General features: G+C 39.9%; 18 protein-coding genes. 13 read left to right on the top strand and 5 right to left on the bottom strand.

Going from position 1 to position 22,842, the window contains the following annotated elements:
- Positions 1–81 precede the first annotated feature (81 nt).
- From fadD to ABJK37_RS12810, 7 genes are all read left to right on the top strand, one after another.
- Positions 82–1,737, top strand: coding sequence for a long-chain-fatty-acid--CoA ligase FadD (gene fadD / locus ABJK37_RS12840; RefSeq protein WP_348354270.1), 1,656 nt, complete (start codon positions 82–84; stop codon positions 1,735–1,737).
- An 86-nt stretch (positions 1,738–1,823) separates the two neighbouring features.
- Complete coding sequence (gene rnd, locus ABJK37_RS12835) at positions 1,824–2,990, top strand: ribonuclease D (RefSeq protein ID WP_348354267.1); 1,167 nt, start codon at positions 1,824–1,826, stop codon at positions 2,988–2,990.
- Positions 2,990–3,265: a YcgL domain-containing protein gene (locus ABJK37_RS12830; protein WP_348354264.1), complete on the top strand. Its 276-nt coding sequence runs from the start codon at positions 2,990–2,992 to the stop codon at positions 3,263–3,265. Before rnd ends, ABJK37_RS12830 begins: the two co-directional genes overlap by 1 nt.
- Positions 3,266–3,269: 4 nt before the next feature.
- A complete protein-coding gene (locus ABJK37_RS12825; RefSeq protein ID WP_348354261.1) occupies positions 3,270–4,244 on the top strand; it encodes a lytic murein transglycosylase in 975 nt (324 codons plus the stop codon).
- Between the two features lie 4 nt (positions 4,245–4,248).
- The gene (locus ABJK37_RS12820) at positions 4,249–4,914 is read left to right on the top strand and encodes a fumarylacetoacetate hydrolase family protein (protein ID WP_348354258.1); all 666 of its coding nucleotides are present in this window, start codon (positions 4,249–4,251) and stop codon (positions 4,912–4,914) included.
- 3 nt (positions 4,915–4,917) lie between these two features.
- Positions 4,918–5,304 carry a hypothetical protein gene (locus ABJK37_RS12815; protein WP_348354255.1) on the top strand — a complete coding sequence of 129 codons (387 nt, stop codon included), beginning with the start codon at positions 4,918–4,920 and terminating at the stop codon, positions 5,302–5,304.
- A 30-nt stretch (positions 5,305–5,334) separates the two neighbouring features.
- Entirely contained in the window at positions 5,335–5,826 is a 492-nt protein-coding gene (locus ABJK37_RS12810) for a YcgN family cysteine cluster protein (RefSeq protein ID WP_348354252.1), read from the top strand.
- Positions 5,827–5,833: 7 nt separating this feature from the next.
- Here the strand turns inward: ABJK37_RS12810 and ABJK37_RS12805 are convergent, their stop codons facing one another.
- Positions 5,834–7,207 (bottom strand): dicarboxylate/amino acid:cation symporter, encoded by a 1,374-nt coding sequence (locus tag ABJK37_RS12805; protein WP_348354249.1) that lies wholly within the window; start codon positions 7,205–7,207, stop codon positions 5,834–5,836.
- Between the two features lie 163 nt (positions 7,208–7,370).
- On the opposite strand from ABJK37_RS12805, the gene ABJK37_RS12800 reads away from it, so the two are divergent.
- The gene (locus ABJK37_RS12800) at positions 7,371–9,674 is read left to right on the top strand and encodes an Ig-like domain-containing protein (RefSeq protein WP_348354246.1); all 2,304 of its coding nucleotides are present in this window, start codon (positions 7,371–7,373) and stop codon (positions 9,672–9,674) included.
- A 57-nt stretch (positions 9,675–9,731) separates the two neighbouring features.
- On the opposite strand, the gene astB is transcribed toward ABJK37_RS12800, so the two are convergent.
- Positions 9,732–11,072 (bottom strand): N-succinylarginine dihydrolase, encoded by a 1,341-nt coding sequence (gene astB, locus ABJK37_RS12795; RefSeq protein ID WP_348354243.1) that lies wholly within the window; start codon positions 11,070–11,072, stop codon positions 9,732–9,734.
- Between the two features lie 311 nt (positions 11,073–11,383).
- Here astB and topA point away from each other — a divergent pair, with 311 nt between their 5' ends.
- The 5 genes from topA to ABJK37_RS12770 all read left to right on the top strand — a co-directional run bounded on the left by topA (position 11,384) and on the right by ABJK37_RS12770 (position 19,016).
- Complete coding sequence (gene topA, locus ABJK37_RS12790) at positions 11,384–14,026, top strand: type I DNA topoisomerase (protein ID WP_348354240.1); 2,643 nt, start codon at positions 11,384–11,386, stop codon at positions 14,024–14,026.
- A gap of 79 nt (positions 14,027–14,105) precedes the next feature.
- Positions 14,106–14,675: a DUF2058 domain-containing protein gene (locus tag ABJK37_RS12785; protein WP_348354237.1), complete on the top strand. Its 570-nt coding sequence runs from the start codon at positions 14,106–14,108 to the stop codon at positions 14,673–14,675.
- Between the two features lie 333 nt (positions 14,676–15,008).
- Positions 15,009–17,171 carry an exonuclease domain-containing protein gene (locus ABJK37_RS12780; protein WP_348354234.1) on the top strand — a complete coding sequence of 721 codons (2,163 nt, stop codon included), beginning with the start codon at positions 15,009–15,011 and terminating at the stop codon, positions 17,169–17,171.
- Positions 17,172–17,492: 321 nt separating this feature from the next.
- Positions 17,493–18,602, top strand: a complete 1,110-nt coding sequence (locus tag ABJK37_RS12775) for a helix-turn-helix transcriptional regulator (protein ID WP_348354232.1) — start codon at positions 17,493–17,495, stop codon at positions 18,600–18,602.
- 108 nt (positions 18,603–18,710) lie between these two features.
- On the top strand, positions 18,711–19,016 hold the full coding sequence (locus ABJK37_RS12770) for a hypothetical protein (protein ID WP_348354229.1): 306 nt from the start codon (positions 18,711–18,713) through the stop codon (positions 19,014–19,016).
- An 85-nt stretch (positions 19,017–19,101) separates the two neighbouring features.
- Here ABJK37_RS12770 and ABJK37_RS12765 read toward each other — a convergent pair whose 3' ends face one another.
- From ABJK37_RS12765 to ABJK37_RS12755, 3 genes are all read right to left on the bottom strand, one after another.
- Positions 19,102–20,904 carry a sodium:proton antiporter gene (locus tag ABJK37_RS12765; protein WP_348354226.1) on the bottom strand — a complete coding sequence of 601 codons (1,803 nt, stop codon included), beginning with the start codon at positions 20,902–20,904 and terminating at the stop codon, positions 19,102–19,104.
- A gap of 150 nt (positions 20,905–21,054) precedes the next feature.
- Positions 21,055–21,306, bottom strand: coding sequence for a DUF2746 domain-containing protein (locus tag ABJK37_RS12760; RefSeq protein WP_348354223.1), 252 nt, complete (start codon positions 21,304–21,306; stop codon positions 21,055–21,057).
- 282 nt (positions 21,307–21,588) lie between these two features.
- Positions 21,589–22,836 (bottom strand): FtsX-like permease family protein, encoded by a 1,248-nt coding sequence (locus ABJK37_RS12755; protein WP_348354220.1) that lies wholly within the window; start codon positions 22,834–22,836, stop codon positions 21,589–21,591.
- Positions 22,837–22,842: the final 6 nt, after the last annotated feature.

The raw sequence follows: 22,842 nt of genomic DNA, 5'->3' as shown, positions 1-22,842 counted from the left end.
CAGTTTTACGCTCTAACAAAAAAATAATTTGTCTTTTGCATCTTTAGATAGGTGATTAAAAGTCAATTGCCTGGAGGCACAGTGGAAAAAATCTGGTTGAAGAATTATGACCCTAAGGTTCCGGTGGATATCGACCCTGATCGTTATTCATCCATAGTTGACATTTTTGAACAATCAATCGAAAAATACTCAAGTAATGTCAGCTATATCAACATGGGAAAGAGCATTACTTTTGCACAATTAGATCAGCTATCCCGTGACTTTGCGGCATATCTACAAAATTCGGGATTAAAAAAAGGCGATTCGGTGGCTATTATGATGCCTAACCTTATTCAATATCCTGTGGCGCTATTTGGTATTTTACGTGCGGGAATGACAGTGGTGAACGTTAACCCTTTGTATACCGCCAGAGAGTTGCAGCACCAGTTATTTGATTCTAACGCTAAAGCGATAGTGATTGTCGAAAATTTTGCGAGTACATTAAGTCAAGTTATTGAAAACACTGTTGTTGAAAAGGTGCTACTAACGTCAATAGGAGATATGTTGTCGCCACTAAAAAGAGTAGCGACTAACTTTGTGGTTAAACATGTTAAAAGGATGGTGCCTTCCTTTGATTTACCCAAAGCAGAAAAGTTTAATGAAGCACTTAAACAAGGCCATAAGCAAGTATATCAGCGGCCCAATATACATGGTGAAGATCTCGCATTTTTACAATATACCGGTGGTACCACTGGTGTGTCTAAAGGTGCAATGCTGACCCATAGAAATATCGTCGCGAACTTGGAACAAACTTCAAATATTCTAGAGAGTGTCATTGATTTTGGGAAAGAGTTCGCGGTTACCGCTCTACCTCTCTACCATATATTTGCTTTACAGAGCAATTGTTTGACCTTTGTAAAATTTGGCTGCCCGAACTTGTTGATTACTAACCCTAGAGACATGCCAGGTTTTGTTGCCGAGCTCGGTAAATATCCGTTTACTGTTATTACAGGAGTAAATACGTTATTTAATGGGTTACTTAATACGCCAGGCTTCGCGGAGTTGGATTTCGGTAGATTAAAGGTTTCTCTAGGAGGAGGAGCGGCGGTCCAAAAATCAGTGGCAGAGCAGTGGCATCAGATTACTGGAAACGTCTTACTTGAGGGTTATGGATTAACAGAGTGTTCACCAGTGGTGACGGTTAACCCTCCTCATTTAGAAGCCTATAAGGGGTCAATTGGTATGCCTGTCCCGTCTACCGATATAAAACTGGTTGACGAAGAGGGTAATGAAGTGCCTATGGGTGAAGCCGGCGAAATGCTGGTAAAAGGCCCTCAGGTAATGAAAGGATATCTAAATCGTCCAGAGGCGACAGAAGAAATGATTGTCGATGGTTGGTTAGCCACTGGTGATATTGCTACCTGTGATCCCCAAGGCTATTTTTACATTGTTGATCGTAAGAAAGATATGATTTTAGTTTCAGGATTTAACGTCTTTCCGAACGAAATTGAAGAAGTGGCTGCCATGCATAGTGATGTGGTAGAAGCCGCTGCGATTGGGGAAGAGCACCAAGTGTCTGGGGAAATTGTTAAATTAGTAGCGGTACGCAGAAATGATGAATTGTCTGAAAATGACCTAATCGAACATTGTCGTCAACACTTAACTGGTTATAAAGTACCTAAAAAAGTTGAGTTCATAGACGAGCTTCCTAAAAGTAATGTTGGTAAGATACTACGCAGAGAATTAAGAGATAAATAATGCCAACTCAACTTTACCTGTAAATGTAAAAGGCCGGCAATAGTCGGCTTTTTTACGGGGAATGTGACTACTAATATTGGGAATCCATGGAATACAATTTTATTACCGATAATAAAGCTCTAGCAGTATTTTGCCAGCAAGCGAAACAAGCGGAAGCTATTGCAGTGGATACCGAGTTTGTTCGCACTCGGACTTTATATCCGCAGTTGGGACTAATACAGATTTATGACGGTAAACAATTGGTGTTGGTTGACCCATTAACGATTGACGACTTTTCGAGCTTGGAAGAGTTGTTAACTAATCCAAATGTCGTAAAAATATTACACTCGTGTTCAGAGGATTTAGAAACGTTTTGGCATGCATTTAAGGTGATGCCTAGTCCGGTTTTTGATAGCCAATTTGCAGCGAGTATCGTTGGCATGGGGCCAGCGTTAGGCTATGCAAAATTAGTAGAAATCATGCTTGATATAACAGTCGATAAAGGGGAATCACGTACAGATTGGTTAGCACGCCCTTTACGAGACGAACAGTGTGATTATGCAGCTAAAGACGTATTATACTTGCTGCAACTCTACCCGGAACTTAAATCTCGTGTAGATGCGCAGAATAAACTCCCTTGGGTATATGCTGAAATAGCGCATTTAGCGACTAAAAAGCAAACTCCTTTACCTCTCGATTCTGTTTACTTAACCGTTAAGAATAACTGGAAGTTATCAAATAAGGCCTTGTTAATTCTAAAAAAGTTGGCGGCTTGGCGAACTGAAATCGCAAGACAGCGTGATATGGCATTAAATTTTGTAGTGAGAGAGGAAAACTTAGTCGCAATTGCAATCCAGCAACCAACCAGTAAGAATGAATTACGGGCAATTCAAGGTATGAATCCCCATGAAGTGCGGATCCACGGAGAGGCTTTATTAGGTATAGTTGCAGATTGTCAGAACGTTTCTGACAAGGTTTGTCCGCCAAGAGTAAAACGCTTAAATGATATCGACGGATATAAAAATACAGCTGCTAGCGTTAAAAAGGTATGTCTAAATATTGCTGAAAAATACTCGCTTCCCCCAGAGTTAGTTGGTTCTAAGAAACAAATTAATCAATTACTTAAATGGTGCTGGTTTGAACAGGACGAAACCAGAGATATGGGTCTTAAACCAGATTTATTGAGTAGTTGGCGTTTCGCGCTCTTCGCTAAGGAACTGATAGCTATTCCCTCTCTTAATTTACCCAATAGTCTGCTTCAGGAAAACGCTTAATGTTGTGCGCAGTATACAAAAGTAATAGGAAACAAGAGACGTATCTTTATGTTGAGGGAAGAGATGATTTTTCAAGGGTACCCGAGGCGTTGTTAAAAACATTTGGTACGCCTGTTTTTTTGATGATTATGCCTTTAAAGAAAGAACGTGAACTTGCCCGAGTGGATATCAATAAATTACGTTTAGAACTTCAAACAAAGGGATATTATTTACAGCTTGCTCCGCCCGTAGATAATTTACTAAAAGCCCATCTGCTACAAAATAAAGCACAGTAACCTTATGAACTTTATATATAAATCATTGATTATTATATTGGTTTTAATCAGCCAAAGCTTGAATGCTAAACCTAGCTTTGAGTTGTATTTAGCTAAGTTAAAGCTAGAAGTTGTTGCTCTTGGTTATAGCAATGAATTTATTGAAGAAGTGTTTAAAAACGTCAGTTACCGTGAAAAAACAGTTAAAAAAGACAAAAACCAACCAGAAACAAAAATCACGTTAGATAGATATTTAGCCACTCGCGTGCCTGATTGGAAAGTCAAAAGAGCGATAGACTTGATGGAAAAACATCAACTAGTACTCGATCAAGTAGAGCGGCGTTTTGGCGTACAGAAACGTTTTATCGTGGCGCTTTGGGGAAATGAAAGCAACTTTGGTAAAATCATGGGTAAACATTCGGTTATTAACTCCCTAGTAACCTTGGCATATGAAGGAAGGCGTGAAGCTTTATTTAAAAAACAATTGTTTGCAGCATTAACCATACTTAAACAAGGTCATGTGAAATTGGAAGATTTTGTTGGCTCATGGGCTGGTGCAATGGGACAAAGTCAATTTATGCCTACCTCATTTTTAGACTATGCAATCGATTTTGATAACGATGGTCGCAAAGATATATGGAACAATACAGCTGACGTTTTTGCTTCAATAGCTAATTTTCTAAAATCAGAAGGGTGGAGTGATGATATCACTTGGGGACGTCAAGTGAGTGTGCCAGATAATTTTGACTTTAGTGTGGCTGGATTACAATTATCTAAAAAACGCCCTTTAGTCCAGTGGCAAAAACAAGGTGTTAGGCGTTATGATGGTCAAGATCTACCAGACCTAGACCTAAAGGCATCATTGATCAACCCAGACGGAAAGAATGGCCGGTTATATCTGGTTTATGATAATTTTCATACATTGATGAAATGGAACCGTTCGAGTTATTTTGGCATTTCTGTAAGTTATTTGTCAGACCGTATTAAAAAAGGATCGTAAAGGGATGTTTGAATATCAACATATTGATAGTGAAGGTAACAGTATTGACTTACCAGTTGGTAAAATTGTCTGTGTTGGAAGAAACTATCTTCAGCATATTAATGAACTGGACAATGCCGTTCCAAGTGCGCCATTGTTGTTTATTAAACCCACCACCGCGTTATGCGAATTAGGTCAATCGGTGGTTATTCCTAAAAATCTAGGGCCTTGCCACAATGAGCTAGAAATAGCTGTTTTGATTAAGAAACCACTATCGAAAGTAACATCACAAGAAGTTGCAGCGGCGATTTGGGGAATCGGCTTAGGTTTAGATCTCACTCTACGAGATGTGCAAACGGCATTAAAAAAACAAGGACACCCCTGGGAGCGTGCGAAAGCGTTTGATCTAAGTTGCCCAATGTCGCAATTTGTAGATGTAAATAAGGTTGAAAATTTTACCGACTTAGACTTTAGTTTACATGTTAACAACGAATTAAGACAACTCGGCAACAGTCAAGACATGTTATTTTCTATCGTAGAATTACTGGCTAATATTTCCAATACTTTCACACTGTTGCCTGGCGATATTGTAATGACTGGCACACCGAAAGGTGTGGCTCCTTTGGCTGTCGGTGATGCGTTAAATATTGAGTTAAAAGCACACTTTTCTATTGAGACGGATGTTGTATAGATAATGGCATTAACATACGAATTTATAGTAGATCCTGCAAATAAAATACTCATTTGTGACGTTTTCGGTGAGACAGAAGAAATAGTCGATCTGGAGCATATGTTCAAAACAATTGTGAAAATGGCGGGGAAAAATCAAGTAACCAACGTAGTACTTGATAGTACTCAGTTCAAATTGCTGTTTTCAACCGCGCAAATGGCTAAATTACTGATAACTGTCCAGGAGAATGGTTGGTTAGGCGCATTAAAGGTAGCGCGAATAGTTAAGACGGATAGCAATATTGAAAATGTTGTTGAGGTTTTGGCTGAAAGCCTATCTTTGTCGATTAAAAATTTTGAAACAAGAAGCGAAGCAATGCTTTGGTTACTATTTGATAAACTGAAGGATTAGTCAATATGAGTGTTAAATATTGGAATAACCATGGATAAGTACTGGGAAACCACATCGTTGAAACAGATGTCAGATAAACAGTGGGAAGACATTTGTGATGGTTGTGCAAAATGCTGTTTACATAAATTTATTGATGATGAAAATGCGCCGCAGCCAGCTACTACTAACGAAATTAATCTAGGCGAAAAGATTCATTATACCAATATTGCTTGCAACCTGTTGAATACAAAAACCTGCTCTTGTACACAGTACTCACAAAGAACCAAATTGGTGCCAGAGTGTGTCAAATTAACCAAAAGCAATCTCCAAGATATATTCTTTATGCCTCCAAGCTGCAGTTATAGGCGACTTTACGAAGGCAGAGGATTACCTAGTTGGCATCCTCTGTTAAATAAGAACAAAAAGTCAGCTATGCATAAAGCAGGCATGTCCGTTCGTGGCAAAACAGTCTCGGATAAGGATGTAGATCTTGAGGAATTCGAAGATTTCATCGCATTATGGCCAGTAGAAGACTTAGACTAATCAATAGTTAGCTATTGTTGTCTAAGTGTTTAAAATCCACTTTTTCTGCTGATATGCCTGCGTCTGGATCGTTATACACTTCAATATCGAGTTCGCTTTCACTTTTAGCCACTATACAAGCCACCATACAGTCTCCCGTAACGTTAACGGCGGTTCGGGTCATATCAAGCAAACGATCTACACCAATGATAAGCGCGATGCCTTCTACGGGTAAATTTACCTGCTGTAGCACCATTGCAAGCATTATCAGGCCCACGCCAGGTACACCTGCGGTGCCTACCGACGCAAGAGTGGCTGTGAGTATCACCATCATATAATCACCTAGACTTAAATCTACGCCATATACCTGCGCAATAAACACTGTCGCTACGCCTTGCATAATTGCGGTGCCGTCCATATTAATGGTTGAACCGAGGGGAACCGTAAAAGAGGCAACTGAGCGTTTAACTCCAAGCTTACTTATTGCGGTTTCCATAGTAACCGGTAACGTCGCGCTACTGCTCGACGTACTAAAAGCGAACAATGCCGCATCTCGCATTTTTCTGATTAGATTTAATGGGCTCAAACCACTTAGAGTTTTTAGAACAATGGGATAAGTAACAAAAGCATGCACAAACAGGGCAAAAAGAACCAAAAGAAAATATTTGAGTAAGCTTGCTATAGTGTCAAAGCCTATAGTGGCAAAGAGTTTAGCCATTAATACAAACACACCATAAGGGGCAAGGTTCATTAAAATAGTCACTAGTTTCATTATGACAGCACTTAAATCCTCGAACACCGAAGTTAGTCTTTTGCCTGCATCTCCAGTCATGGCCATAGATATGCCGAAAAGTACCGCAAAGACTATGATTTGCAACATATTGCCTTCGGCCATTGCATTAATAGGATTGGTGGGCATCATATTTATGATCACTTGTCCTAGCGAAGGGGCTTCTTTGGCAATGTAATTAGACTCAGAAACTAAGTTTAACCCTTCACCTGGTTTGATTAACAAAGCAAAGGTAACAGCTAGACTGATCGCCAACGCAGTGGTAAAGATGTAGAGCAATATAGATTTTCCTCCCAATCGCCCTAATTTAGAGGGATCAGATAAGCTCGAAGTGCCGCACACTAAAGAAACAAAGACTAATGGTACAACCAGCATTTTCAAACTGGCGATAAATATACTTCCCACTACATTAAATATACCTTCGACTAAAAGTGTATACGTTGAAACATGCAAGCCGAATACACTAAAGGAAAAATCTCCGCTATCATCAAACAACCATTGTAATAAAGCTCCGATAATTATTCCGGCGATCATGCCGATAAAGATACGAGCGGTAAGTCCGAGTTTTTGTGGTGTGGGTTTTTGTGGTGACAAATTGATTGAGGTGGTCATGAAAATCCTAAGCTTTATTTTTGTTTAAAGTCGCAATTATTTAGTGCTATTGAATTGGGCTATCTAATCTAACCTACACCTAGGTTAGCAAGATTGTCGTTCAAGCTGAACTATTAAAGTGAATTTGCCATCACAATATGGCTAATGTGTATAGGAAAGGTATATGATTTTACGTTTTAGAACGCTGTTAGGATTTTTGGCTTTAATGGGCCTATTTTCTTGTGGAGGCGGGGGAGAGATTTCACGTGATGATAGTGGAACGAGTACTGGGGGAGGTACCGTTAACGTTACCAGAAATGTAGAGTTGGAGTTCACTGACGCCAATGGTCAGCCTTCGAAAGATTTAAACGAGTCAAATCCTTTAACACTGACAGCCACGGCTATCGATTCAAATGGCGATCCTGTCGCTGATACCTTGATTACCTTTACTTTTCAGCCTGAAGGTCTAGCTGTATTTGGCAATGATTCTGGCACAGCTTCGACCGGCAGTGACGGCGTTGCTACTATTGATATTCTTGTGGGAGAAAACTCAGGCGACGGTGTCATAGTTGCTACGTTAAGCTCTGGTGAGACAGATGAGACTACCTTCAAATCATCAGGCTCATCACAAAATGGAGTTCCAGCTTCAATCGAATTGTATGGTAGCTCCACACAATTAGCGTCAAGCGGGTCGGATGAAATTGAGTTAATTGCACAAGTCAAGAATGCGAATAACGTCCTGCTTGAAGGCGTAGATGTAACTTTTTCAGCCAATTCTTCTGCTAGCTTACAAATAACGCAAGGTACCACCGGAGAAGACGGCACTGCGAGAGCTTTGCTCGGTACACAAAATAAGTCGGAAAACCGTGTCATAACAGTAACCGCGTCCGTATCAGGTTTAGCTGAACCAAAATCACTAGATGTTCACGTAGTAGGTACCTCAGTTTCAGTAAATGGACCACCTACTGTGATTGTGGGAGAGACAGCAACATTTACAATTTTCCTTTCTGACTTTGACGGTATAGGTATCGCTAATCAAAGTGTTCAAGTAAGTTCAACACAAGGCAATACAATAGATGCTCCAACATTCGTTACTGATGGAGAAGGCCAAGTGATTGTTGATTATACTGCCACTAATTCTGGTTTGGATGAGATTATCGCATCTGCGTTAAATACCAGTGCTAATTTAAATGTCAGTGTTCAGCAGGACCAATTTAGTTTTACTGAAGTGTCTACAACAGATATTCCTCTGGGTTCAGCAAGTAATATAGAACTAACCTGGCTAAAAGATACTATCCCATTTGCAAATGGCGCAATAACACTTACGACCACAAGAGGAACACTTTCGACTAGTAGTGCAACCACCAATTCCGAAGGTAAAGTCAACTTTCAAATTCAATCAAATAACGCGGGTAGGGCGATTGTTTCTGCGCAGGGGGTTGATTCTAGTGGCGAGATCCCAGTTTACGTTAATGTCAGTACCGAAGTGGAATTTGTTGCGACGCAAGTGAATAACATTATCTTGTCGGCCAGTCCTAATTCTATTGGTCCAGCTGGGCAGAAAAGTACCATAACTGCCGTATTGCGTGATGCAGCAGGTAACTTAGTCAAAGGCAAAACGGTTAACTTTAATAATGATGATGTCAGTGGTGGTGAGATTTTCCCTGCGTCTTCAGTGACTGACAGTAATGGTGTGGCGTCAACTGTTTACACATCTTCAAGTGTAACAACAGAAAATGGCATTACCATTTCTGCGACAGAGCCTGACTCCAATATTGTAGCGAGCGTAAATTTAACGGTTGCCGACAGATCCCAGTTTATTTCAATCGGTACCGGTAATACGATTTCATCACCGGATGAAACCAGTTATTTGAAAAAGTTCACAGTATTTGTCACAGACGCTAATTCTAACCCCGTTGAAGGTGTCGAACTCACTGTAACCGGAACACCTGTAAAATATTCAGAAATTCTTGAGCCTAATGCCGAGCCTGGAGACGCCAACTATCAAGCTATTCGCCCCGCATTTTACAAAGGTTATTGGGTTCCTTATCCGAATCAAGAAGATTTCGAATTCTGGACAGCAGTCCGAACCATTGGTTGTGCTAATGAAGACGTTGATGACGATGCAATTGAAGATCAAAATGAAGATATCAATGGTGATGGAGAGTTGACACCAGGCAATATCTTGTCGATTGACGGTAATATTGTCACAGATGAAAATGGCCAAGCGATTATTGAGTTACGTTATGCAAAAACATTTGCTGCTTGGGGACAGGTCAAAATAACGGCGAGTACACCAGTATCAGGAAGCGAATCTCAAGCTAGCCAGTTTTTCATCTTGTCGGCATCATCTACCGACTTACGTGAAGAAGCGACGCCTCCAAACACCAATCCTTTTGGTAATGGCTTAAATTCAGTTGAAGATCCAAACAACCCAGGTACCTTCATCGATGATGGTGCAAACCTGACTTGTGAAAATACTTTATAGATAATTAAGTAGCCAGCTCAGTTTGTTGAGCTGGCTAAATTGACTGGGTGTTTTATTTTAGATTTGTTGAAACGGGTATACCGAGCCTAAGTGCAAAATTTGAGTTAACTCATCCAGCGCCGTTCTTGATTCAATTAATAATTGTGGATCACTTAAATCATTGACGTGTAATGTTTCACGGTAATGTGTATCTACCCAATTATTTAAACGTGCAAACTGTGCATCGTTAATTAAGGTGTGTTGATTGACAGCAGCACGCTCTTTTTCTGTCATAGCCACGCGAAGACGCAAACATGCGGGCCCGCCACCATTGCGCATACTCTGTTTCACATCGTGATAATAAACATGTTTGATTGGTGTGTTTTGTTGCACTAAGTTATCTAAATAATTGGCTACTGCTTGATTTTCTTTGCAGTCGGTTGGCGCTATTATTGCCATGTCGCCGTTAGCTAAACTAATAATTTGAGTATTAAATAAATAGCTCGTAATCGCATCTTGGACACTCACTTCAGAGGTTTTTACACAAATGAAATGTAACTCATCATTGCCAAATTTTTGTTTAATGTTGGCTAACGCTTGTTCTGATTGATAAAAAGCCTGTTCGTGGAAAAACAACACGTTTCGGTTGCCCACTGCTATCACGTCATTGTGAAATACGCCTTGGTCAATGAGGTCAGGATTTTGTTGCACGTAAACTACATTATCATCATTTAGCCCATGTAACCTGGCCACAGCTTGACTTGCTTCAAGGGTCTGTCGAGCAGGAAACTTCTTAGGTGCCGGTTTACTGGTATCAAATGCGTGGCGTCCATACACAAAGAGTTCTAAACCAGCTTTGCCATATTCACTACAAAGACGAGTATGATTAGCTGCGCCTTCATCACCAAAATGTTCATTGTCTGGCAAATGTTTATGATGAACAAAATATTGGCTATTCGCAAAGGTCGCCTTGAGGATTTTCCCGGTAACTTCAGGCTCTAAAGAACGATGATACTTATTCGTTAAATTTGCTGGAGTGAAATGAATTTTGGCATCGCTAGTATCGGCGCTAGGCGAAACAGTTGCAGCGTTAGCAGTCCACATGCTAGAGGCTGAGCAACACGCTTGAAAAATAGCCGGTGCTTGTTTTGCTGCTAGGGATAAAACATTAGCGTCAGTTCCACTAAACCCCAACCTACGTAATGATGCGATGTCAGGACGCTCCTGTGGCGCTAGAACACCTTGAACCATACCGAGGTCAGTTAGGGCCTTCATTTTCTTTAAGCCCTGCTTAGCGGCCTGTTTAGGGCTGCTTGAGGCACTCGCATTATTTAACGAAGCAACGTTTCCATAGGATAACCCCGCATAATTATGGGTTGGTCCAACTAAACCATCAAAATTGGCTTCAAATTGTTTCATTTTTACCTCACAGTTAGATATTTCTCGTCAGCTTTTGAGCCGTATCTGCTCCACTTTTTTGACTTGAAATAACCTTCAAATTACGAATTGCTGAGCATTATACTGTTTTTGTTTGCCGTGCCAATGCAGCTGTATAAAAAGTAAACAGTGAAAGTGACTCTAAAAAAAAGAATATTGGATAAGTATGAAGAAGAACTTGTTTTATATTCATTTTGTCGATATATGTTAAAAAGCAATTTAAAGAGGTGAACCTGAGGTTATGTCCACCTTGTTATTAAAAACCTATAAAAATCAAAGGTTAAAACCAATATATGGCAAAGCATCTAGTCATTGTCGAATCACCGGCAAAGGCAAAAACGATTAATAAATATCTCGGTAAAGATTTTATTGTAAAATCTAGTGTCGGGCACGTTCGGGATCTTCCTCATAAGGCTGTGGGCAAAGTTGCGCCTAAAAAACCAGCTAAAGAACTCAAACTTCTCTCTGAAAAAAAGCGCGAAAACTATTTGCGTGATTATGAATATAAAAAGTTAGTTGATCGCATGGGGATCGATCCTAAAAATGATTGGCAAGCTCATTACGATGTACTCGAAGGCAAAGAAAAAGTTGTTAACGAACTCAAAAAGTTGGCAAAAAATGCTGACACTGTTTATCTCGCAACGGATTTGGATAGGGAAGGGGAAGCGATTGCTTGGCATTTACGCGAGCTAATCGATGAACCAGGAAAAGAATTTCAGCGTGTGGTTTTTAATGAAATTACCAAAAACGCCATTCAAGAAGCATTTTCCCATCCCGGAGAATTAAATATCGAGATGGCAAACGCACAACAAGCTAGACGTTTTCTAGATAGAGTCGTGGGTTTCATGGTGTCACCGCTACTATGGAAAAAGGTAGCAAGAGGCTTGTCGGCCGGACGTGTACAATCGGTAGCAGTGCGACTGGTAGTTGAGCGTGAAAGAGAAATTAAAGCCTTTGTACCCGAGGAATTTTGGGACTTACACGCAGACCTAACCACTGCAAAAAATACCAATTTGCGGATGCAAGTAGTTAAAGAAAGTGGCGCCGCTTTTAAGCCTAAAAGCAAAGCCCAGACCGATAAAGTGGTTAACCAACTTGAAGGGGCAAATTTTCAAGTCGTAAGCCGCGAATCGCGACCGACCCAAAGTAAACCTTCGGCACCGTTCATCACTTCTACTTTGCAACAATCAGCCAGTACGCGTTTAGGTTTTGGTGTGAAAAAAACCATGATGATGGCGCAGCGATTGTATGAAGCGGGTCATATTACCTACATGCGTACCGATTCAACCCATTTGGGAAAAGAAGCGGTAGACAGTTGTCGTGATTATATAAGCGATAATTTTGGCAATAATTATTTGCCAGAAAACTCTATTACCTATGGCAGCAAAGAAGGTGCGCAAGAGGCCCATGAAGCCATCCGTCCTTCCAATGTATTGCTAAAATCTGAAGCCATTACTGATGTTGAGCGCGATGCACAACGTCTATATGAGTTAATTTGGCGTCAATTTGTGGCCTGCCAAATGACCCCTGCTAAATATGATGCGAGCACTATCAGAGTCAAGGCCGGTGAGTTTGAATTGACCGCAAAAGGTCGCGTATTAAAGTTTGATGGTTGGACTAAGGTACAAAACCCACAGCGTAAAAAAGGTGACGAAGATTTATTGCTACCTGACGTAAAAGAGGGGGAGGATTTAGACCTGAAGTCACTGGATCCCAAGCAACACTTTACTAAACCTGTGGCGCGTTTTAATGAAGCATCTTTGGTTAAAGAGTTGGAAAAACGTGGCATTGGTCGTCCGTCTACTTACGCCAGTATTATCTCTACGATCCAAGATAGAGGTTACGCAAGAATCGAAAGTAAACGTTTCTATGCTGAAAAAATGGGAGAGATTGTAAACGATCGTTTGATGGAGAATTTTGATGATCTAATAGGTTATGATTTTACTGCCAATATGGAACAACAACTGGATGCAATTGCTGAAGGTAATGCGTCTTGGAAAGGGGTGTTAGACGATTTTTATGTGGATTTTGAGCAAAAGTTACATGTTGCTGAAAAAACACCTGAAGAAGGAGGGATGCGTTTAAATCAAGCTATTCCTACAGACATTGAGTGTCCTAAATGTGGGCGTCCAATGAATGTTCGTACCGCAAGCACAGGTGTGTTTTTAGGCTGCTCTGGTTACAGCTTGCCACCTAAAGAGCGCTGCACAGGCACTATGAATCTGACCTCTGGTGATGAAGTCATCAAAGTTGAAGATGAAGAAGAATTAGAAACCGAAGTCTTACGCTCAAAACGCCGTTGTGATAAATGCGGTACCGCTATGGATAGTTATTTAGTCGACGAGTCGCGTAAGTTGCACGTTTGCGGAAACTCACCAGCGTGTGAGGGCGTTTATGTAGAAAAAGGCACCTTTAAGATTAAAGGTTATGAAGGACCTATTCTTGAGTGTGATAAATGCAAATCGAACATGGAGTTAAAAAGTGGTCGTTTTGGTAAGTACTTTGGTTGTACTAACGAAGAATGTAAAAACACCCGCAAATTGCTCAGAAATGGTGAACCTGCGCCACCTAAAGAAGATCCTACTGACCTGCCTGAACTAGAATGCCTTAAATCTGATGCGCATTTTGTGCTTAGAGACGGCGCATCCGGTATTTTCTTGGCGGCTCATAACTTTCCAAAATCAAGGGAAACAAGGGCTCCACAGGTAGCTGAGTTGGCTAGATTTAGAGATCGAATATCACCCAAGTTTTATTATTTGGCCGATGCCCCCGCTAAGGATCCAGATGGTAACCCAACGATAGTGCGTTATAGTCGTAAAACTAAACAGCAGTACGTGATGTCTGAAAACGAAGAAGGCAAAGCGACAGGGTGGTCAGCATGGTGTACCGATGGAAAATGGAAAGCTGAAGATAAACGCAAGAAACCTAAAAAGTAACTTAGTATTATAGTTCATTCCTATTACGGCAGCTTTTGGCTGCCGTATTGTTTTAAACTTTACAAAATGGCATTCAATTATGGCCCTCTCTCTACAAGAACAATTACTCAAAGCCGGATTAACGGATAAGAAAAAAGCAAAACAGGTTCGACAACAAAAAAGTAAACAAGCCAAGGCTCAAAAGAATCATAACTTGGTTCAAACCAATGAGGCAAAATTAGCCGCTGAAAAGCTGATCGAGGCAAAGAAAGCAAAAGATCGTGAACTCAATCAAAAAGCTAAACAAGAGGCAGATAAAAAGGCCTTAGTAGCGCAAATAAAACAATTAATTGAAACCAATAAACAACCCAAATTTGCAGGTTCCAAACGTGAAGAAGAAGTGGTGTGTAACTTCACCGACGGCACAATCATTAAACGTATGTACGTGAGTCAAACTACACAAAAACACATCAGCCAAGGCAAACTTGCCATAGTCAAACTAAATGATGGCTACGAGTTAGTGCCTATGCCCGTGGCTAATAAGATTTCAGAGCGCGATGAGGCAATAGTCGTTTATCGAGCGGATAATATTAGTGAGGCTGATCAAAAAAGTAGTGAAGAGGATGATTGGTACGCAGAGTACGATATTCCAGATGATTTAAATTGGTAAAAGAGTTTGCGTTGAAGGCTAATTATAGAAAACTGAGTCAATTAAACTGGCAAAACAGCTCATCACACAAAAACGGTGATGCCCTTTTATTTGGTGCATGGCCGTTAGCAAGCTGACGTTTTAACGCTAATCTGAAAAAACCGCGGTAGGATCACACTTTTGATGCATAGGGATTGTATTTTTCACTATCAATTCCTTGTTTTGGTTGTCGACATTTACTTTAAAGGTTTCAGATGTGAAGTCATGATGTTGAGTTCAAATTTAGGATCCTATTTTACAACTGTATGAACTACTGTATATAATGTTTTTATTGTTCTTCAATAGTGTTCTCAGATGCCTAGGTTTTCCAAGGAATTACCAGAAAAATACTACCTTGATCATTTCAACGAATTTATTGATTTTATTACCAAGCAGTGTGGGCACCTCTTAGACCAAACACACCAAGAGTTTGTGACATGTTACCTGCAGTTATGCCATGACACCCAATGCATGTTTGTCAGGGTAATTAACCGCAAAGGACGTTTTATCACCCAAGATAAAATGATTTATCACGAGATCACTGACTGCCCTAGTCAATTGTCTACGTTGCAAAAGGTTGCTCTGTTACGTCCCTTAAATTCAGAAGATATACAGGGGTGGTTGCCACAATTAACGAAATTGCAATTAGTAGATATTTTGCAGCAATATGCTGTCAGTAATATCAAAAAAAGTGCCGCAAAAGCAATATTGTTAGAACAATTAACCTTGTTTTGTTCCATTGAGCAATGCCTCACATCAAGGGTGGCACAGCAGGTTTTGGTCAAAAATTTTGAACCCTGTTTAGCCTACCTATTATTTTTATTCTTTGGTAATACCAGCAGCAAATTGGACAAGTTTTCGATGCGTGATCTAGGTGTGTTAACTACGCGTAAAGGTAACTCAGAACCAAGTTCACGCTTTAACCATTTTGAACAAGCGCAGTGTGTTTTTTATTACAGTACTAAGTTAGCTCAATTGAAAGCTAATGCCTTGAATGTGCAAGAATACTTAAGCACTTATAAAAAGCCTGATGAGCATCCGTCAGCACACAACAACTGTGCCCAATCTAATCAGGTTAGAGGAGAGTATTTTTACTTATTGGGCAAACAATTGCTTGTTCATAACAATTCATTAGCCATGGAGTATCTTCGTGCCTCTTGTCACCCAAAAGCACAGCAAAGGTGGTTAAGAGAGCTATTTAAACAGGGCGAAAAAGACCGAGTAAAATATGAGCTAGAGCAGATCATTGATAATTCCTTGGATGATGGGTTGTTACTGTTTGCTGAGGATTTCTATCAACGTAAATTTCATCAAGTCAAAGTCAGTGAATTAACTCAAAAGTTGCGAGAGGAAAGTTATGATTTAGCCATTGATCAAATACATAAAGACCAAGTTGAAAAGGGGGTAAAACAGTATTATCAACGTCTAGGCGCCAGTGCTTTTAGGACCGAAAACCGTTTGTTTAACGCATTATTTGCGCTCACCTTTTGGGAGGAGTTGTTTAATCATGCTGATGCAGTGGCCACGGAGTTTGATCGTAGACCTAAAGTTGTCAAAGAAAATGCGATTTATCACCATTTAGAGCATGAAGTTGAACAGCGTTTATTGATGTTTTTTGAGCCTAAGAGGGCAAGGGCTTATCTCACCAAAATCGCTACACGATATTATGGTCAGCCTAATGGTATGTTTCGTTGGAATACCAAAATGATGCAGGTCATCACACACTTCATCGCTAAGGCTCCCGTGGAAGCGGTTATCCAACATTTAAGAGCGATGGCAAAGAACTTTCATGGTCTGAGCGATGGTTATCCAGACTTAATGATAATAGAAAATGGTCAACTTCGATTTGAAGAGGTAAAAGCCCCCGGGGATGTTATCCGCCCCAATCAGTTTGTTACCATGAATGCCTTACAAGTTGCAGGATTTGATGTACGAGTGTGTAGGGTAGACTGGATTGTTGATCCTATGCAGCCCTATGTCATTGTGGATGTTGAAACTACAGGGGGTAAACAGCCGCATCACCGTATTACGGAAGTAGGAGCAGTAAAAATGATCAACGGTGAGGTAGTGGATACATGGAGTAGTTTGATTAATCCGCAACGACATATTTCCAAATTTATCACTCAGCTCACAGGCATAAGCAATGACATGGTAAAAGATGCGCCTGTGTTTAGTGAGGTAGCAGATAACCTTAGCCAATTTACGGAGAATTGTGTCTTTGTAGCGCACAACGTTAATTTTGATTATGGATTTATTAAACAAGAATATCAGAGGTTAGATCGCAATTTTTCCATGGCGAAACTATGTACGGTAAGAGAAATGAGAAAGGCCTATCCAGGTTTACATTCTTATTCATTGGGCAATCTATGTGAGACTTATAATATTTCTTTGGCAAACCACCACCGGGCACTCTGTGACGCCGAGGCGGCTGCGGAACTTTTAAAAATGATCCTTCATCAACAGCAGAAAAAGTCTTGAATTTATTCTGGTTAGAAAGATCAATATTTTTAATATTGATTCTATTATAGGATTTTATTTGATAGCTAAATTTGGTGTACGTCAGAAATATCTGATAGGTAGGATTGCCTTTAAACAGACTCGCTAACAAACCCGTCATAGCCTAAGTCTTGTAATTTTAAGCCATGGTTCGAGTGTTAAATGCGCCGTCCAATTGTCAATTTAAATTGTAAAATCGCAAACACAAATTTGGCCCATTTAAGCGTTAGGTCAACCGATAGACTGATTATCGATAAAAGTTACAAATTAATCTCGGCTTCAGTGACTAGATTACGGTATTCTATGCCTAAAGTTTTAGACGTTTTAACATTTACTATGCAAAGTTTTTTTCTCATCTTAACGGGCATCGCATTTGGCGCAATTATGCTGGTTGTGTGTAAACTCATGTTTGATTACCGACAAGTATTAAGTGCTAGAGTACTAAGCCTATTATTACTCACTGCCGCTTGTTACTTGATACAACCGCTGGTTCAAGACATATTTGTATTTAGATTTGTGTTGGGGATAGTAGCGATGACCAGCCCGGCTTTATTTTGGATGTTCGCTTCTACATTATTTCAAATGAATGAAGGTAATCAAAAATTGCATTCAGGCCATCATATTGGACTGGCTGTATGTATTACTTTAGGTACTTATCAATGCTTACAATCTCCCGCTGAATTAGACGACTCAATTATTCATCTGGTGTCACTTGTTGTAACCGGAGCAATTACGATCTTGGGTCTATTGGATGTATTTCGAAACTGGCAGTCTGACTTAGTTGAATGTCGACGCTTTTTACGTTTAAGTTTGTCTGTGACTTGTGGCGCGTTTTTGTTGTTTATTGTGGCAAACGAATTTATTTATGGGCACGGTGAATTTCCAGAATTCTTAAATTACCTGAATATTATTGTCATTAGTATTTTTGCTATGTCCTACGGTTATATTATTTTGGTTTCCAACTCAAACATACTAGTTGAATCGATTGATGATTTACCACCTGAATTAGTGAAACAAGAAGCCCCAAAACCTTCATCCGCAGATATACATTGGTTAGAGAAATTAACTAAAGCGATGGAGGAAGAGTTTTATTACCGTCAAGTTGATTTAACCATTAAGAGTCTTTCAGAGTATTTAGATATCCCTGAACACCAACTTAGGCGATTGATTAATCAACATCTTGGTTATAGAAATTTTAATGATTATCTTAATCGATACCGAGTGCGAGATGCGGCGCAGCGTCTATCAGACCCTAAATTAGTTAGAATTCCTATTCTTACTATTGCTATTGAATCAGGTTATGCATCACTGACCACTTTTAATAAAGCATTTAAAAGTCTGCAAACTATGACACCGAGTGAATTTCGTCGAATTAATGGTATGACAGAGGCGACGCAACTGACCGATTTCTAATTTTGCCTTACCGATTTTGAAAAAGTATACAGGATTTCGCAATCGGTAAGACAAATTGTCTAATTTCTATTTAAATGGGTGGGTCAACTCAATTAATTAGGAAATCTAATGACCAAACTTATCAAACCATTATTAATCGCCTGCTCAGTGTATGTTCTAGGTTCGTCACTTGTATTTGCAGAAGTTGAGTTATCAAAGGAAGACACCAAAGCTAAAGCTTCGGAAGTTTGTCAAATGGAAGCTAAAAAACGTTACGGCGAAGAATCAGTTGAATATATTAGCAGTAGGGTTAAGTGGATGAAAGCCATGGGGGGCGCGGCTGTAAAAATGAAAATAAAACCTCAAGGAAAACGTATCACTAAGTATTCATGCGTTTTACAACAAGATCAGTTGGTAAAATTTTACAAAGTGTAATTTTGCTTATCAACTTTGAACACTTGGTCTCATTACCATAGTCATTGCCATGGTAATGAGATTACAGTTAAGCAGTAAATTAGGTTCAACTAACCTCTGGCGCTTTATTTTCTGTTATTAAACTAACAATGCGCCAATCCGATTTAGGCTGAATGTTTCTTAAACTAGTATACATTTTGACTTTGCCGTTAGGATCAATGGCACAAAGTCGAATCGAACGCTTTTGGTACTCTTTTTCATAATCTTCGTCAGTAAATTCGTCTGATAATCGCGTGGTTTTTATAATGCCACCTTTAGTTACGTATCCCGCAAGCTTTGCATAAGTCACATCTTCGTTAAATAAACACAGCTTAGCAGCATATGACTCAGAAACTTTATGGCTCTCGCGTTTTTGAGGTTCATTGACACTTAGACCAAGTACGGCTCCTTTGCCGAGTTCGTGCTCAAAGTGGTAGGTTACCAAGGGGTTCAATTGCTTGTAAGGTGACATCACTAAAACTGTTCCATATAGTGATAGATCTACAGTACGATCGGCGTGCTCCGACATCGGGTTACCGTAATAAGTCGGAATATTGTCCATGCGCGCTAGTTTTATTGATTCCCAGTTAGTATCTGCAACACGTATTACTATGTCTTGTGCGAGTAACTCTTTTGCAAATAGCCTAGAAAACAGACCTCCTCCAAAAATTAAAAAACCGTAGGGAGCCGGTGCTCTTTGTCCAAGAAACTTCGCAACGCTAACTGAAGTAAGACTTTGAATAACCACGGTAGTAATAATGACTAAAAATACCATGGGGACTAATAACTCTACTTGAGCATAATTTAGCACTTCTAATTTTAAAGCGAACAAAGCAGAAACCGCGGCTGCGACAATACCTCTGGGAGCTATCCAGCTCAACAGTGCTAATTCTCTCCAATCCAAATTCGTACCTAAAGAAGAAACAAATACTGATATAGGCCTAGCAATAAACATGATCACAACCAACACCCAGACTGAACCCCAACCCAAATTAAGCATTGAACTCCACTCTATTCGTGATGCAAGTAATATGAACAAACCAGAAATTAACAAAACGCTTAAAGTTTCTTTAAACTCTAATATGTCTTCAACTTCTACTCGTTTCATATTTGCTAACCAAATCCCCATAATAGTGACCGTTAATAAACCAGATTCATGAGCAATAACATTGGAACCTTCAAAAGCTCCCAACATTAAGGTTAAAACTGCAGTATTGACTAAGTAATGTGGGATCCAGTTATTGCGTAATACGATCCCCATGAGATAGCCGGAAACTGCACCAAAGATAACACCGACCGAAATGGTTTTTGCAAAGGCATACAGGGTATGGCTAAGAGCATCTTGTGTAGAAATGATATATTCGAACACTAGCACAGCTAACAAGGCACCAATGGGATCAATAATGATGCCTTCCCAGCGGAGAATGTTGGAAATTTTAGTGCTTGGCCTAACCGTGCGTAACATAGGAACAATGACGGTTGGTCCCGTTACGGTCACAATTGCGCCAAATAAGAATGCTATTTGCCATGTCATACCTAAGGCATAATGGGCGATAGGAGCCGCAATCCCCCATGTAATCAACGCTCCGATGGTACACAAGTTCCTAACCATAGAGCCATGCCCACTAATATCCTTAAACTTAAGGGTTAACGAACCTTCAAACAAAATTATGGCCACTGAGAGAGATACGATTGGAAATAATAAATCTCCAAATAACAAGTCGGCGTCAATCATACCGGTAACAGGACCAACAATAATCCCAGCTATTAACAAAGGTAAAATAGCAGGCAGTTTTATCTTATAAGCGAAAAACTGGCAGGCAATCGAAACAAGCCCAACTGTGACGAGGGCAATAATAGGTTCGTTCAAGTTAAATCCAATATAAATGTTTGCTAGGATGGCCTATAACAGCACAAATACATGATTAAAATCAATTATTAAAGGGTTCTAACTGGAAATTGACTACGCCACAGCACAATAGGAAAGTATCGGATTGTGCTGTGCTTCAGGTGTAAGGTGCTAGTCGACCGCCTTTAATGCTGTAATCTCTTGATTTAGCTGATATTTTTTATCGGTTACAATCGCTTCAAGTACTTCTAGTCTAGCTTTGACCGATTCTAATTCGTTTTGTAAATTTTTCTTTTCTGAGTTATTTAGGTTGGCATTTGCTTTTGCCATTTCTTTTTTATGAGATGTCCAAGTTCCAATCAGTATTACAGGTAATACAAACGCAAACAAAATAATCAATACGAATACCATACCGTCGTCCATTTTTCGCTCCTAAGTTGACTAAAGTGAAATTCAATGAGTCAATAAGCACAAACTAGACCAATAAATTATACTCTTTAATAAACAGGTAGTTAGGAAATCTCTAAACGCCTATTAGAAAGCTTTATTAGTCAAATTTGCTGATATATGGTCAAACTAACACATACCATATTTACATCCTGGTAAAGTTAGCCGAGCTTCACACTGCCTATTTGGTTGGTTAATCGCGTTCTTAAAACAGAAGCAGTGAGTTATAAACTCACTGCTTCTGTTTTCTCTGCTAGATTAAACTGTCCGCGTGGCTAATGCTGGTGGGATATTAGCCGCTTTTTTCGCCGGCCCAAATACAGCACCTTGACCAACGATCCACAATACCAGCATGCCAACCGGTATATAGAACCAGTCAATCCTATCTAGGCCAAACGTATTCACTAATAGTATATTTAAAGCGATGGTTAACACCGCCCCTAAAACTACTCCTATACTGCTAATCAAAAAGTTCTCCAACATGAAATAACGCACAATGGCTGACTGGCTAGCACCTAATGCGCGTCTGGTTCCAATCTGTTTTTTACGTTGGTTGACACTAAAGCTAGCTAATCCAACAATCCCTAGGGCAGTGACTATCGTTAAAATGATCATCACTGTTGTAAGAATTTTAATCATAGCTGTATGTCCACGATAGCTACGCTCACGAGTTTCTTCAATGCTACGCATGCCTTGAATTATGCGACCTGTGTTACTATTCGCTAATAACTCTTCGACTTGTTTCATCACGCGATCTCTTTGACCTGGTTCAGTACGGATAAAATAGCGACTTCCTTTAAAATCCATTCTTTCAGGTGACAACATTACATTTTCCAAGTTATTCCATCCAACCCAAGGAGCTTGCAATTTATCAATTATGCCGATCACAATCATAGGATCGACATCGTTGATATAAACTGTTTTACCAACAACTGAAGAATAAGGAATATCCGGAAATAAGTTTTCAGCCATAGCTTTCGTTAATATTGTTTTGTTTGGCCAGGTTATTTGGCCTACAACACGTAAACCTATGTCTGTAGCGGTGAAATTTTCACCAGCGATAATTTCGACATCTAAAGCATTAATACCGTGTTCATCTACCATGTAAACTGCGGTACCCACTGCATCATGCTCTACACCTGATTGGGTTTTTAAACCCATTGACCATCCACTCCCGCTATTAGGTATCGCATTAATTTGAACAGCATCAACTATGCCGGGTAAGGTTCGCAAGATATTTAAATCCTCTTCCACTGTAACGGGGGTGTTAAAGTTTTCAGCAAAGCCTACACTATTTAAAGAAAAGCTGTTTTGATTATCGATGCCACTATCACGCTGCATTTCTTTGCTGCGCTCTACAATAATGTATACCGAATTAACGATTATGGTCATAGTCACTGCAATTTGCAGCGCAATCAATATTGCACCTACTTTGTTGCGTAACATGGCTCTAAAAATGGGGCCAATTTCCCAGTTAACGGATGAGCTGGTTTGAGTGTTTGACATAGTCTG

It is taken from the genome of Paraglaciecola sp. (genome assembly GCF_039964565.1).
GTDB lineage: Bacteria > Pseudomonadota > Gammaproteobacteria > Enterobacterales > Alteromonadaceae > Paraglaciecola.
Note: the sequence above shows the minus strand (reverse complement) of the source record. Positions and strands in the feature narration are given on the sequence as shown.

Excerpts from the sequence above, each read along its gene's own strand:
- rnd (WP_348354267.1), top strand. The coding sequence starts at position 1,824 with ATGGAATACAATTTTATTACCGATAATAAAGCTCTAGCAGTATTTTGC.
- ABJK37_RS12830 (WP_348354264.1), top strand. The coding sequence starts at position 2,990 with ATGTTGTGCGCAGTATACAAAAGTAATAGGAAACAAGAGACGTATCTT.
- ABJK37_RS12825 (WP_348354261.1), top strand. The coding sequence starts at position 3,270 with ATGAACTTTATATATAAATCATTGATTATTATATTGGTTTTAATCAGC.
- ABJK37_RS12820 (WP_348354258.1), top strand. The coding sequence starts at position 4,249 with ATGTTTGAATATCAACATATTGATAGTGAAGGTAACAGTATTGACTTA.
- ABJK37_RS12815 (WP_348354255.1), top strand. The coding sequence starts at position 4,918 with ATGGCATTAACATACGAATTTATAGTAGATCCTGCAAATAAAATACTC.
- ABJK37_RS12810 (WP_348354252.1), top strand. The coding sequence starts at position 5,335 with ATGGATAAGTACTGGGAAACCACATCGTTGAAACAGATGTCAGATAAA.
- ABJK37_RS12805 (WP_348354249.1), bottom strand. The coding sequence starts at position 7,207 with ATGACCACCTCAATCAATTTGTCACCACAAAAACCCACACCACAAAAA.
- ABJK37_RS12800 (WP_348354246.1), top strand. The coding sequence starts at position 7,371 with ATGATTTTACGTTTTAGAACGCTGTTAGGATTTTTGGCTTTAATGGGC.
- astB (WP_348354243.1), bottom strand. The coding sequence starts at position 11,072 with ATGAAACAATTTGAAGCCAATTTTGATGGTTTAGTTGGACCAACCCAT.
- topA (WP_348354240.1), top strand. The coding sequence starts at position 11,384 with ATGGCAAAGCATCTAGTCATTGTCGAATCACCGGCAAAGGCAAAAACG.
- ABJK37_RS12785 (WP_348354237.1), top strand. The coding sequence starts at position 14,106 with ATGGCCCTCTCTCTACAAGAACAATTACTCAAAGCCGGATTAACGGAT.
- ABJK37_RS12780 (WP_348354234.1), top strand. The coding sequence starts at position 15,009 with ATGCCTAGGTTTTCCAAGGAATTACCAGAAAAATACTACCTTGATCAT.
- ABJK37_RS12775 (WP_348354232.1), top strand. The coding sequence starts at position 17,493 with ATGCCTAAAGTTTTAGACGTTTTAACATTTACTATGCAAAGTTTTTTT.
- ABJK37_RS12770 (WP_348354229.1), top strand. The coding sequence starts at position 18,711 with ATGACCAAACTTATCAAACCATTATTAATCGCCTGCTCAGTGTATGTT.
- ABJK37_RS12760 (WP_348354223.1), bottom strand. The coding sequence starts at position 21,306 with ATGGACGACGGTATGGTATTCGTATTGATTATTTTGTTTGCGTTTGTA.
- ABJK37_RS12755 (WP_348354220.1), bottom strand. The coding sequence starts at position 22,836 with ATGTCAAACACTCAAACCAGCTCATCCGTTAACTGGGAAATTGGCCCC.